Annotated in this window: 13 protein-coding genes; 12 read left to right on the top strand and 1 reads right to left on the bottom strand. The window is 30.0% G+C overall.

Annotated features, from left to right (window positions below):
• Window positions 1-478 precede the first annotated feature (478 nt).
• From QM536_03365 to folP, 3 genes are read left to right on the top strand one after another with little or no spacing between them, the layout of a single operon-like run.
• A complete protein-coding gene (locus QM536_03365) occupies window positions 479-1,228 on the top strand; it encodes a lysophospholipid acyltransferase family protein (GenBank protein MDI9356049.1) in 750 nt (249 codons plus the stop codon).
• A 12-nt stretch (window positions 1,229-1,240) separates the two neighbouring features.
• Entirely contained in the window at window positions 1,241-3,109 is a 1,869-nt protein-coding gene (locus tag QM536_03360; protein ID MDI9356048.1) for a hypothetical protein, read from the top strand.
• Entirely contained in the window at window positions 3,106-3,936 is an 831-nt protein-coding gene (gene folP, locus QM536_03355) for a dihydropteroate synthase (protein ID MDI9356047.1), read from the top strand. The genes QM536_03360 and folP overlap by 4 nt, the downstream gene beginning before the upstream one ends.
• Here folP and QM536_03350 read toward each other — a convergent pair.
• Window positions 3,933-4,925 carry a bifunctional oligoribonuclease/PAP phosphatase NrnA gene (locus tag QM536_03350; protein MDI9356046.1) on the bottom strand — a complete coding sequence of 331 codons (993 nt, stop codon included), beginning with the start codon at window positions 4,923-4,925 and terminating at the stop codon, window positions 3,933-3,935. The two genes, folP and QM536_03350, sit on opposite strands and share 4 nt — an antisense overlap.
• Window positions 4,926-5,200: 275 nt before the next feature.
• Here QM536_03350 and rpsP point away from each other — a divergent pair, with 275 nt between their 5' ends.
• The 9 genes from rpsP to QM536_03305 all read left to right on the top strand — a co-directional run bounded on the left by rpsP (window position 5,201) and on the right by QM536_03305 (window position 14,018).
• Window positions 5,201-5,665, top strand: a complete 465-nt coding sequence (rpsP, locus tag QM536_03345) for a 30S ribosomal protein S16 (protein MDI9356045.1) — start codon at window positions 5,201-5,203, stop codon at window positions 5,663-5,665.
• 12 nt (window positions 5,666-5,677) lie between these two features.
• Window positions 5,678-6,193, top strand: a complete 516-nt coding sequence (rimM, locus tag QM536_03340) for a ribosome maturation factor RimM (GenBank protein ID MDI9356044.1) — start codon at window positions 5,678-5,680, stop codon at window positions 6,191-6,193.
• On the top strand, window positions 6,190-6,873 hold the full coding sequence (gene trmD / locus QM536_03335; GenBank protein MDI9356043.1) for a tRNA (guanosine(37)-N1)-methyltransferase TrmD: 684 nt from the start codon (window positions 6,190-6,192) through the stop codon (window positions 6,871-6,873). The genes rimM and trmD overlap by 4 nt, the downstream gene beginning before the upstream one ends.
• 38 nt (window positions 6,874-6,911) lie before the next feature.
• Window positions 6,912-7,301 (top strand): 50S ribosomal protein L19, encoded by a 390-nt coding sequence (gene rplS, locus QM536_03330; GenBank protein MDI9356042.1) that lies wholly within the window; start codon window positions 6,912-6,914, stop codon window positions 7,299-7,301.
• A 17-nt stretch (window positions 7,302-7,318) separates the two neighbouring features.
• Window positions 7,319-8,110: a diaminopimelate epimerase gene (gene dapF / locus QM536_03325; protein ID MDI9356041.1), complete on the top strand. Its 792-nt coding sequence runs from the start codon at window positions 7,319-7,321 to the stop codon at window positions 8,108-8,110.
• Window positions 8,111-8,219: 109 nt separating this feature from the next.
• Complete coding sequence (locus tag QM536_03320) at window positions 8,220-8,969, top strand: hypothetical protein (protein MDI9356040.1); 750 nt, start codon at window positions 8,220-8,222, stop codon at window positions 8,967-8,969.
• Window positions 8,970-9,174: 205 nt separating this feature from the next.
• Window positions 9,175-10,749: a T9SS type A sorting domain-containing protein gene (locus QM536_03315; protein ID MDI9356039.1), complete on the top strand. Its 1,575-nt coding sequence runs from the start codon at window positions 9,175-9,177 to the stop codon at window positions 10,747-10,749.
• 981 nt (window positions 10,750-11,730) lie between these two features.
• Entirely contained in the window at window positions 11,731-12,999 is a 1,269-nt protein-coding gene (locus QM536_03310) for a quinol:cytochrome C oxidoreductase (GenBank protein MDI9356038.1), read from the top strand.
• A 17-nt stretch (window positions 13,000-13,016) separates the two neighbouring features.
• Window positions 13,017-14,018 (top strand): cytochrome c oxidase subunit II, encoded by a 1,002-nt coding sequence (locus QM536_03305; GenBank protein MDI9356037.1) that lies wholly within the window; start codon window positions 13,017-13,019, stop codon window positions 14,016-14,018.
• The last annotated feature ends 216 nt before the right edge of the window (window positions 14,019-14,234 follow it).

Here is a 14,234-nt window from a genome sequence, read left to right as displayed (position 1 = left end):
AAAAGAAATGGAGAAGGAAGGATTTAATACTCAAATGATAATGAAACTGACAGGTTTAAGTGCAAATGAATTAGAGAACCTATAAAAAAATGCTCAACAAAAGTGCTTGCAACTACATTTTAAATGTTAATAAACCTTACACTCATTGGAATAGTATCATTTTGAATATAATGTTTGCTTAAGAGGAGTTAGTAAAGTAATATCTATGAGCATTTTATATTTTAATTTGGGCGATGACATAGATTATCTGTATAAGGGAATAACAGAATTGAAAGGGATTAATAATAGCGAGCGATGAGTCATAAAAAAAAGCAGTTGAATCAAGATTAGAAATGCTAAACGCAGGAATTCCATATAAAACCATTCAAAAAATTCTCATATACACAAATACAGATTCTCACGACAGAGTGAAAAAATCAACTCTCTGTTGTAGAAATTATAAATTCTTGGAACTCATAAAAAAATTACTACAATATCTATGCTATCAAAAATAAAACTTTTTTTTAACAGAATCTACATGGGATACTCTTTTGGAGTATTCGGTCTCGTGTTTTTCCTTCTCCTACCTCTTTTTTTAATAGGAATTCATCTAAAACCATTCAATAGATCTGTACTTTTATTAAATCATATATGGACAAGGTTATTTTTTTTCTTTTCATGTATGCGGATAAAAATAGAGTGGGAAAGTCCAATAGATACCACAAAGCAGTACGTTTTTTGCAGTAATCATGCCTCCTTGATAGATATACCTACTTTTGGATTCATTCCCATACCCTTTGTGTTTGTCGGTAAAATGTCCATATCAAAAGTCCCCTTTTTTGGTTATGTATATAAAAAACTTCACATAACCGTAGATAGAAAAAGCATAAAAAGTAAAGGAGATGCTTTTAAAAAATCTATACATGCCATCAAAGAAAAAAAATCACTTGCTATCTTCCCCGAAGGAGGAATTATAAATAGCAATACGAACCCTCGTTTGAACCCATTCAAAGACGGAGCATTCAGAACAGCAATAGAAACCCAGGTTCCCATTGTTCCCGTAACAATGCCATTTAATTGGAAAGTATTCCCCGATGATGGCTCTTTTTATCTCAGAAATATCCCCAATAAAATTATTTTCCATACCCCAATAGAAACAACAGGGATGACCCTAAAAGACGTAGATGCTCTCAGAAACAAAACCTTTTCTATCATTGAAAATGAAATAAAAAAATACTTCCCTTATTAAAAAACTAAAAAAATGAAATCTGAACCAAAAAGTAAAATAAAACCAAACCCTCCTAAAATTCAAAAACCAAACAATCCTCATATAAAATACAAAGAAAACACATTCGAATATAAATGCATAAATAATTGGTGGGCAATCATTTGTATTTTTGGATTTATACTATACGCCCGTGTTTTATCTTTTGATTTTATAGGATTAGATGATATACGATTTTTAGTAGCCAGCCAACAATATTTTAAAGAATTTTCCAATTTTTTCAAAGGATTTGCGGAATCTTCTATGTTAGATTATTACCGCCCTCTCTTGTTTAGTAGCTTTATATTAGATTTTCAATTCGGCGGAGTATCCCCAAAAATATACCATTTCTCTAACATCATTTTTCACATCATCTCCTGCATTTTATTATTTCGTCTGCTCGTTTTATTGAAATATGATAAGTTTATAGTCCTTTTGACCACTCTCCTGTTCATGGCACATCCTCTGTTCGTACAGGCAGTTGGCTGGGTTTTTGGAAGAAACGATCCTCTTTTATGTATTTTTACACTCGCATCTCTTATATATTTTATAAAATACTTACAATTACAAAAACAAAAATACTATGTATTACATATCCTATGGGCATTTGCCGCACTCTTCACAAAAGAAGCCGCATTAGGACTATTCATCATCTGTTTTGTATACTTATTTTTATTTACAGAAGACCCTTTTCAAAAAAATAAAAAAGTATATACAAAAATGATATTTACATGGGGAATAATTTGTTGCCTCTGGTTCCTTATCAGATACGGAGCTTTAAAAGCCGCTTTTACATCCGCAAAACCCGGAGAAGGAGTCATCATAGACATCCAAATAGGATGGGAATCTATACAATATAATATACCTTTTTTGAGTGAATCAATAGCAAAATTTTTCATCCCATGGAACCTCTCCGTCTGGGCTATGTATTCTTCTTTCACTACCTATCTTGGAATAATTACCTATTTTCTTTTATTCGGAATAATATACTGGCTAAAACCATCTTATAAAATAGCAATATGGACATTCTTCTGGTGGTTTGCTTTTATTTTTCCCCCTACACTATTCGTCGCAACCCACGGAGCTATCAGTGATTACTTAGAGCATAGAATTTATGTACCTGCCATTGCCTGCATTATTTTGTTAAATGAAATGCTAAAACATATTCTTTTACGATACCCAACAAAAAATAACCTCCGAAATACTATAAAATACGCCCTCATAACTCTTGTTTGTATCCTATCTCTCTATACCTTCCAAAGAGAAGCACATTTTAAAAACGAAGAAGCTTTTTGGAAAAACGCAACCGAAACATCCCCCCAAAGCGCCCATGCATGGCAAGCTCTCTCAAAAACTGCTTTTGATAAAGGAGACCTCCTACAAACAGAAAAACTCCTCATAAAATCTCTATCCATAAAACCCGGATCACAAATACCAACACTTCTTTATATCGGAGGATTATACGAACAAAAAAACGATTTCGCAGGCGCACTCAGATGCTATAATGCTATATGGAACAACGATAATACCAATATAGAAGCACCTATCAGTATAGCAAGATTATACGGTAGAAAAAACCAATTCGACACCGCAGAATTTTTCTTCCAAAAAGCTCTTTCCATACAACCAAATAATATAGATGCCCTACTCGGTATGGGAATCATCGCATACAATACCCAACGCACCACAATTGCAGAACAATACTGGAAAAAAGTCATCAATATACAAAGCGATAACTCTGACGCACATTCTTACCTCATAACAATATACCTATCCCAAAAAAGAACAGAAGAAGCAAAAATACTATTGCAAAACATAAAAAACAAAGGAAAAGACCTTTCCCAAAACTTCCCCGAACTCCAATGACCTCTATTCTCCTCAACAAAAAAATAATAGACCTCAGTATCCCAAGAGTAATGGCTATCATAAATCTTACTCCCGACTCTTTCTTCGACGGAGGAAAAATAAAAACAGACATAGAACTTTTAAAAATCACAGAAAAACATATATCACAAGGAGCTTTCTTATTAGATATAGGAGGATATTCTACACGCCCCGATGCAGAACATATAACAGAATTAGAAGAAACAAAACGAATACAAGGAAAAATCAAAATCATAAAAAAAAACTTCCCTGACATCTATATATCCATAGACACTTTTAGAACTAATATCGCAAAAATGGCAATAGAAGAAGGAGCTACACTCATAAATGACGTTTCAGGAGGACAATTAGACCCATATATATACCAAATAGCATCTCAATACCATGTCCCATACATACTTACCCACTACCGGGGAACCCCAAAAACAATGAACCAACTCTCAAAATACACAGATATTGTCACCGAAGTATGTGATTATTTACAAGTAACCGCAAAAAAAATCCGCACTCAAAATATAAACGACATAATCATAGACCCAGGATTCGGATTCGCAAAAACAACAGAACAAAATTTTAAACTCCTCCAAAAAATGAAATACCTTACTCGCCTTAATATGCCTATGCTCGTAGGAATATCTCGAAAATCCTTCCTATACAAAACAATAGAAACATCCCCAAATGAATCCCTCCCAACCACTACCGCACTTCACCTAATAGCACTCCAAAATGGAGCAAATATACTAAGAGTTCACGACCCAAAAGAAGCCATACAAACCATAAAAATATATAATACCCTCAAAAACACCTAACTCTTCCTATAACAACGTAAAAAATTTTTAATCTTTGTTACCGTCTCTTCCACATTTACAAAAGAAGTAGCACCCGCAGCATAATTATGACCCCCACCTCCAAAAATATCTCTCGCCATCTCATAAACAGAAAAATTATTTTTAGAACGAAAAGATATTTTTACCCTATCAACCTTTTCCACCACTAATATAGAACAAATAACCCCCTCCACCGTAAGCCCATAATTCACAATACCTTCTGTATCACCCATCTGTGAATCAAACCTCTGTAACACCTCTTTTTTTATAGTAAAAATAATCGTATCCACCAAAAACTCTGAACATTCAGATAATACATACCCTAAAAACTGTAAACGTCTCATAGAACCACTCTCATACATACATTCTATTATTTTATGCGGAACTACTCCTTTCTGTATCAACCGAGCAGCTAAAAAATGAACCGCAACAGTAGTATTAGAATTCCTAAAATTCCCCGTATCTCCTATTAATCCACCATAAATATTCTCCGCCATATCCAAATCTACAAGTCCCTCATCCCCAAGCGATACCATAATATCGTATAAAAGCTCCGACGTAGATGACTTACTCGGATCAGAAATAATAAAATCCGCAACAATATTGGGATATAAATGGTGATCTATAACAACTTTTTTTGCAGGAGAACTTTTTACAAAACTCTCTAAATTATGCAAACGCTCATAACAATTAAAATCTAAACAAAAAATAACATCACCCCTTAAAAATATATCCCGTACCCTGTTTTCTGTTTCTTTTGAAAAAATAATGACAGAATTACTTCCTCCCATCCATTTTAAAAAATCTGGATACCCTGTAGGAGATATAACAAAAACCTCACATCCCTTCTTTTCCAAATAAATACTCAGCGCCAAAGAACTTCCCAATGCATCCGAGTCAGGATTTGCATGCATAGTTATAATAACAGTTTGAGAAGATACTATTATCTTTTGTAGATTATTTACATTCATTTTATTTCTTGCTAAAAATATTACCTATAATAAATATATAATAAATAAACCCATACAATGATCACTAATCCTAACTTTAAAGTAAATTAGATAATAATATCAAATAATAATACGAAAATTTATAATAATTACAGATTATTTTTAAAATATATGTGTCAAAATATTTTTATTTTAAAAATAAAAAAATATGTATTATATTGCTAAAAATATAAAAAAATTATTATTATTATTTCATAAAATAAATAAGGGACGGGTTCCCACATAAATCATTAAAAATGGTAAAAATTAGACTAGCAAGAAGAGGACGTAGAAATTTAGCAATGTTCGACATAGTAGTAGCAAATTCAAATTCTCCCCAACAAGGAAAATTTATAGAAAAAATAGGAACATACAATCCTAATACAAACCCAGCCACTATTGTTATAAATGAAGAAAAAGCACTCAAATGGTTATCAAACGGAGCACAGCCCACAGAAACCATCAGAGCAATACTATCTTATAAAGGAATCCTTTATAAAAGACATCTTCAAATCGGAGTAGATAAAAAAGCTATAACACAAGAAAATGCAGACGCTAAATACATAGAGTGGAAAAATAAAAAAGATGAAAAAATAGCATCTAAAATAGCATCTATCCGAAATAAAAAAGAAATCAAAAAAAAACAAACCATAGAAATAGAAACTAAAAAGAAACTCACACGAATAGAAACAATAAAACAAAAAAATACCCCAAAACAATAACCACTCACTATAATGATGATAGGGTATACAAAAATAGGAACTATAAAAAAAATACACGGTACCGACGGAAAAATAATACTGCACCCAGATTATCACAATAATTACTCTTTTGAAAAAACAAAATCTGTATTTATAAAAAATAATTCCGAATATATACCTTTTTTTATCACCTATTCCAAAATATCTCAAAATAAAATATTCCTAAAGTTTGAAGAAGTCAATACTCCAAAAGAAGCTCATACCCTCTTAAACAAAGAAATATGGGCTATCCCATCCGATAAAGAAACAGAAAAAAAAATAGAATTTCAAAAATCTATCCATAAAATTATAAATTTCCATGTCGTAGACAACAATATTCATATAGGAACCGTAACAAACATATACCCATTAAAAAATAATCCACTTATAGGGGTTACCAAAGAACATAAAGAAATACTTATACCTTATACAAAAGAAATAATACAAACAATAGATATAACAAATAAAATAATAAATTCTCACATACCCGACGGATTACTCAATATATGAAAAGATTTGATATAATAACAGTACTACCAGATATTGTAAAAAATTTTTTTGAACACAGTATCTTGAAAAGAGCAATCCAAAAAAAAATTATAGAAGTTAATATCCATAATTTAAGAGAATTTAGCACAAATAAACACAAAACAGTTGATGACTATGTATACGGAGGAGCATCAGGAATGGTTCTACAAGTAGAACCTATAGATAGATGTATTCATTTTTTAAAGGAAAAAAATCACTGCGATGAAATAATATACACCTCACCCGATGGAGAATTGCTAAACCAAAAAATAGCAAACGACCTCTCTCTAAAAAATAATATTGTTATACTATGCGGACACTATAAAGGAGTAGACGAAAGAGTACGTGAACATCTCATCACAAGAGAAATAAGTATAGGAAATTATGTTTTATCAGGCGGAGAACTACCATCTCTTGTTTTGTGTGATAGTATTATACGGCTTATCCCCGGTGTAATAAACGATGAAACCTCTGCTCTCACAGATTCCTTTCAAAATAACATGATAGCACCCCCAATATACACAAGACCCGCAGAATATAAAAACTGGAAAGTCCCCAAAGAACTCCTCTCAGGAAATAAAAAAATTATTGACGAATGGAACCACCAACAAAGAATTATAAAAACAAAAGAAAAAAGACCAGAATTACTCTATTCTCACTAAAAAATAAATAAAAATTATTAAATTACTTAAAAATAAAAATGAAAAACAAACTTATAGATATAGTAGAAGAATCCTATCGTGAAAATGTTACCAATAAAAAATACCCTCTTTTTAAAGCAGGTGATACTATAAACGTAAACCTAAAAATAACAGAAGGAGCAAAAGAACGTATCCAATCTTTTCAAGGAATCGTCATACAAAGAAAAAACACAGGGACAAACGGCGAAACATTCACAGTAAGAAAAATAGCAAGTGGCGTAGGAGTAGAAAGAATATTTCCTATAATATCACCTTTTATTGAAGGAATAGAACTTGTCAGAAAAGGAAACGTAAGAAGAGCAAGAATATATTATTTACGTGGAAAAATGGGAAAAGCATCTAAAATAAAAGAAAAAATATCCACAAAAACAAAAAATATAAATAAATAGAATCGAATACTAAAACTATGAGTACCTCTATTCATTTTGTAAAATATCAAGCAACGGGAAATGACTTTATTCTCATAGATAACAGAAATGATAGCTTACAACTGAATATAGATGACATAAAAAAAATAACCCATAGAAAATTAGGAATAGGAGCTGATGGAATTCTACTACTTCAAAACCATACAACATACGATTTCGAAGTAATATATTATAATCCCGATGGAAGTAAAAGTTTTTGTGCTAACGGAACCACATGCATGGTAGGATTTTCTCACCATCTCAAAATTATTGGAACTCACACAAAATTTCTTGCTTACGACGGAGCGCATCAAGCATATATTCAAAATCATAAAATACACCTTGCTCTCAAAAATATAAAAAAAGAAACTATAAAAAAAATAGGAACTGATTTTTTTATAAATACAGGTAGCCCACATTATGTGAAATTTGTAGAAAATATTCATAATTATAATGTAGTAGAAGAAGGAAAAATTATAAGATATTCTCACATATTTGGAAATATAGGAACAAATGTAAATTTTGTAGAATATATAAATCAAAAAGAAATATTTGTAAGAACTTTTGAAAAAGGAGTAGAAAATGAAACTCTTTCATGCGGAACAGGGGCAGTAGCTTCTGCACTAATAGTTTCAGAATCTAAAAATATAGAAAGTCCTCTACAAATAATTACAAAAGGGGGAAGCATAGAAGTAGAATTTATTAAAAAAAAAAACGAATACACGAATATTTATATAACAAATACAACAAATAAAATTTTTGAAGGGATAATATCTCTCAATATGGTTTAAGCTTATATTTAGAATTATATATCAATATAGGTTATTATTAATAAAAATATTTATTTACTAAAAAAAAAATTATACATATTATTTTATAAAAAACAATTATTATACTATTATGAAATTATCAGAATTTATAAAGAATTATTGGGATGTTTATGCATTAGTATTGGGTATAACATTTATTGTTTTATCTTTTATATTGCTTTTATATTTTCTAATTTATAAAGCAACTTTAAAAGAACCAAAAGAACATTATGATTATATTAATAAAAGCGAGAAAAAAAACTTGTGGAGAATATCTTTATTAGCTACTCTCTCCATAACTTTTTTTCTGAATTATTTTTTTGTCCGAGAAGACATAGGGGACAATGTGCTAAAATTTTTAGCTGTTGCGTTTAGCTTTTTAATAGTAGGACTTATATTAGCAGTAATATTCAGATACTACTTTAATGTTTATTATCCCTTACAGATGGAAAAAAGGTTAGAATATATTCGTCACAAAATACCACGATTTCTAACAGATGAGAATGGAAGACGTATTGGACCTTTAAGGCTACTGAATGAAGAAGAAGAAGACCTCTACCTAGACGAAGGAATGCAAAGAGAAGAATTATTAAACTCTATAGATTATGACGTTTGGATAGATGATACCACAGGTTTAAAAAAAATAGAAAGATATGACGGAAAACTTCACGCATTGAAATGCTCTGAATGTGGTTACCAAACTCTACGAATAGATAAAAGTGAAATGATTCACGAAGCAACAGAATTTTTAGAAGGTGAAATGGTAAAATATTATCACTGTGATTACTGCGAACATAAAGAAAAAAGACACTTTATAATTCATAAAATTAGCATTAAATAAATCATTATACAGTATTTTATAGAGCGATTCTAATAAAAAATTTATGAATACTAAGTTCACGCTAAAAACCTTTTGTACAGAAATAATGAGTTTTAAAACTATTCATAATCAAATAATTACAAAATTATAAATATATCAAAAGCGGTTTTCGGAGTATCTCAAAAATAAAATAAACATAAAATTCTTAAAACCCATCTCGATAAAAATGAAATATTTATATGTAATAATGCTTATCCTTAATAATATACAAACAAAAGCACAAGAGTCCCTTACTTGGAATCGTGATATCTCCTGTATATTTTATTCCCACTGTACCAATTGTCATAATTCAAAAGGATTAGCTTTTGATCTCACAACCTATGATAAAGTAAATATTTGGAAAAACCGTATAAAAGAAACCGTAAGTAATAAAACAATGCCCCCATGGCCACCAAATCCTCTTTATAAAAACTTAGCCCACGAAAGAAACCTAACAAATATCGAAATAGAAAGTATTATTCAATGGATAAATAATGGGTTACCCGAAGGAAATGAACCACAAATCGCAGTACCCATTTCCGTTACCTCCAATCAAATATTGAATCCAGATCTATTACTTAAAATGCCCAAATACCAAGTCCCTAAAATAGAAGACGATCTCTATAGGTGTTTTATTGTAAGTGAAAAAATTACCAATCAAGCATTTATAAAAAGTATAGAAGTTATACCAGGTAATAGAAACATAGTACATCATGTACTTATATATGAAGACACCAGCGATGAACCCCTTAGATTAGATGCAATAGATACTCTACCAGGGTATACAAATTTTGGAGGAATTGGAAGTAATACCGCAAAACTTATTGGTGGATGGGTTCCTGGTAGTTCCTCATATTCTACCCCTATCGGAATGGGAATACAAATAGATATGGGGGCAAGAATAATTATTCAAGTTCATTATCCTAAAGAAGGATCTCAACAATATGATTCTACAAAAGTAAATATAAAATTTTCTACAGAATCAAACATCAGAAATATTACTATACAACCAATTCTGAATCATATAACAAATATCAATCCTTCTCTTACAATAGAACCAAATACAGTAAAAACTTTTTATGAAAAACAAACAATACCTACTTTTTTAGGAGATATTACCTTTGTGAGCATCGCTCCCCATGCACATCTTCTATGTAAAAGTATGAGAGCATATGCAATAACTCCTAAAAAAGACACCATTCGCTTCATAGATATTCCTAATTGGGATTTCCATTGGCAAGGTTTTTATGACTTTAAAAAACCTGTTGTAGTTCCAGCTGGCAGTACTCTTTATGGAGAAGCAACTTATGACAATACTATTCATAATCATCATAATCCAAGTAATCCACCACGATTAGTTAATGTAGGCGAATCAACAACAGATGAAATGATGGTGTTTTTTTTCGCAGCCACCCCTTATAAAACTGGGGATGAAAATATAACTATTGATGAAAATACCCATCTACCACACTACCAAAATTGCTCGTATAACCAACCTGTTATCACAAGTAATAATAAATATTTAACACATCATCTATTTAAAATCTATCCCAATCCTACCCATGAATTTTTGCACTACGAAACAAAACAAAAAAATATAGATATCAATCTCTATAACAATGCAGGAAACAAAATATTAGAAATGAAAAATGCCCCCTCATTTACAAAAATTCCACTTGCGAATCTTCCTTCAGGCTTATATATATTCGAAGCCGTAAAAGAAAATATAATATTGGAAAAAACAACCTTTGTAATAGAGTAGGTAAGCATTAGTTGATTATTTACTTTAGAGGAGTTCTAAAAATTCAAATCCTAAAAACTGTATTCCTTAAAAATCAATAGTTACCAACACTTTTTTTGCAAGAAATCAATTTTTAGAACCCACCTTTATAATTTTAAAGTATCTTTATATGATATTAATTTTATTTGACTATTTTTCATAACCAATTCTTTATTTAATCCTCTATTTTTTAAATACTATACTATTCATTATACCCGTCCTGCCCTGCTATATATTGAGTTTCTTACGAAAACTTAATAATTCTGTACAATAGCGATTTTAGAGAGGAATCCCTGTTTTATCTAACTACTGTTCAAAAAGTTCTGTTTACAAAACATTGAATTTTAACCCTATTTATACATTAGGGGGTTCTAAAAATTCAAATCCTAAAAACTGTACCCCTTAAAAATCAATAGTTACCAACACTTTTTTTTGCAAGAAATCAATTTTTAGAACCCCCCATTATAATAGTTACAAAACTGCGAGTGTATCAAAAGTGACTTTCGATACATTCGCATACAAGATATTTTTTATGTAAAAATATTACAATAGAATTTTTTTTATTTTTTTACAGTATTTACACTATTTTTATCAAGAAATATAAAAATTTGATATTATTTAGTAATTTTCTTTTTTAAAATAGAATAGATTATATTCCATAACAATAAAACTAAGTAAAAACATTACAAAGAAAAGAAAAAGATTAGAATAACTAAAAAAGAAAAAAATAGTACAAACTCAAAAAAATAAAAATAATCAATTATTTTAAGATACTGAGAAGCATAATATCCTATTTCATTGGTACCATATAAATTTTTGGTATATAATTATGATAAAGCTTATAAAACACAAAAATTATAAAACACTCTGTATAGCTAATTAGAGAGAACAAAAATAAAAAAATACATTATTATAAAAGTTAAAAAATCAGAACATACACAATAATAGTTTAGTAATAATACAATGACAGAAAAGTTGATAGAAAAATCGTATATATTTACAACACTTACAAAAAAACGCTTACTTATAGTAGGCATTATAGGAGTAGTTTTATCTCTTTTAGGAATATTGTTGATTGTGAATTCAGGACATAATGAGATTCACAGTGCAAATGTTTCAGAAGGAGAGCACAGTGTATTTCATTGGACACAAAGATTGTTCGCTAATTTATGGATAAACAATGTGTTTTTTACAGGATTATCTCTCATAGGGGTATTTTTTGTAGCAATACAGTACGCTGCTCAAGCGGGTTGGTCAGCAGGAATAAAAAGAATACCAGAAGCATTTGGGTATTGGTTACCTATAGCAGGAGTATTGACCTTAGTAATATTTTTAGTAGCAAAACATGACTTATTTCATTGGACTCACGAATCTTTATATGATAAAAGCAGTTCTGAATACGATTCTATTATAGATGGGAAAAAAGCATTTTTAAATATTCCATTTTATCTTACCAGAATAGTAGTATTTTTTTCGGTATGGTTTTTTCTATTTTGGGTTATAAGGAAACATTCTTTAGCAGAAGATATTGATGGAGGACATATATATTGGAAAAAAATACGAGTGTTATCTACCATATTTTTAGTGTTTTTTGCAGTATCATCATCTATATCCGCATGGGATTGGATATTATCAATAGACACGCATTGGTTTAGTACCATGATAGGATGGTATGTCTTTGCTAGTTGGTGGGTATCGGGATTAGCACTCATTACTTACATAGTTGCTTCATTGAAAGACAGGGGCTATTTAAATATAATAAATGAAAACCATTTACATGATTTAGGAAAATTCGTATGGGGATTCAGTATTTTTTGGACTTATATATGGTTTTCTCAATTTTTATTGATTTATTATGCACATATTCCTGAGGAAACTATCTATTTTTTACAAAGATGGAAGAGCGATCATTACGCACCAATATTTTTTATAAATCTTATCGTTAATTTCTTTTTACCTTTTTTAATACTGATGCCTAGGGATGCTAAACGATATACTCGTACTTTAAAACTAGTGTGTCCAATAGTAATATTAGGGCATTGGTTAGATTTCTATCTTATGGTAACACCAGGGACTCTTAAGGAGAATGGAGGGATAGGATTTTTAGAAATAGGTCTTTTATGTGTGTATTTTGCGGCATTTTTATATGTTATTTTATCGCATTTAGCCAAAGTACCACTTGTCGCCAAAAATCACCCATTGTTAGAAGAAAGTTTACACCATCATATTTAAACAAAAATTAAAACAATATGCTTACAACTATTTTTATTCTAGGGATTCTGTTTACAATACTTATTATTTTCATATTAGCAAAAATAAGTAAAGTTACAGATATTTTAAAAGGAACACAAAATAAAGATGAAAAAGATACTAAAAGCAATAAAGTAAATGCTTTTTTAATGATGCTATTTCTTTTTTTAGGAATCGCATTTTTTGCTTGGTATTCTTTTACACATTTTAAGAGTTACGACCTTCCTCTTGCATCGGCGCATGGGAAAGAGACAGATTTTTTATTTTGGTCTACTATTGCTATTATTAGTGTAGCTTTTATTATTACTCATATAATCTTATTTGGATTTTCTTGGAAATACCAATATAAAAAATTGTATAGAGCAAAATATTACCCAGAAAATCATACATTAGAATTTATATGGACTATCATTCCTGCTATAGTGCTTACTTTTTTAATCATTAGTGGATTGGATACATGGCAAAAGATAACAGGAAAAGCACCGGAAGATGCTGTAGAAATAGAAGTGATGGCATATCAATTTGCATGGGTTTCTCGTTATCCAGGAAAAGACAATCAATTAGGAAAATACCATTTTCGGTTAACAGATTCTGAAAATAGAATGGGAATAGATTTTAGTGATAAAGCATCGTATGATGATTTTATTCCACGAGAAATACATATTCCCAAAGGAAAAAACGTGAAATTTAATGTAAGATCAAGAGACGTTATACATAGTTTTTATCTCCCACATTTCAGAGCACAAATAAATGCTGTTCCTGGACTCCCTACTACTTTTTGGTTATTACCTACGAAATCTACCGAAGATATGAGAAAAGAAACAGGTAACCCTGAATTTAATTACGAACTAGTATGTAATAAAATTTGTGGTAAAGGTCATTTTTCTATGAAATATATTGTAATAGTAGATGAGCCAAAAGAATATGAAAAATGGCTTTTGGAACAAACCCCATGGATTGAAAAAAATCCAAGCTATGTATCCCAAAGAATAACAAAATAAGATATTATTTTACTGTTAATAATATTTTATAAATTCACTTATAGTAATTTTAATTTTCATACAATGATATAACTTTTAAAAATCATTTTTGATGTACTTATAGTTTTCTAAATACTTGATTATTAATAGTTATAAAATTCATTATTTTTCTAAAAAAGAATTTTTAGAGCATGCTCTACAATGCATCCTTCTATTTATTATAGAAACGTTTCATTT

The organism is Chitinophagaceae bacterium (genome assembly GCA_030053935.1).
GTDB lineage: Bacteria > Bacteroidota > Bacteroidia > Cytophagales > JASGCU01 > JASGCU01.
This window is presented reverse-complemented; position numbering and strand designations above follow the sequence as displayed.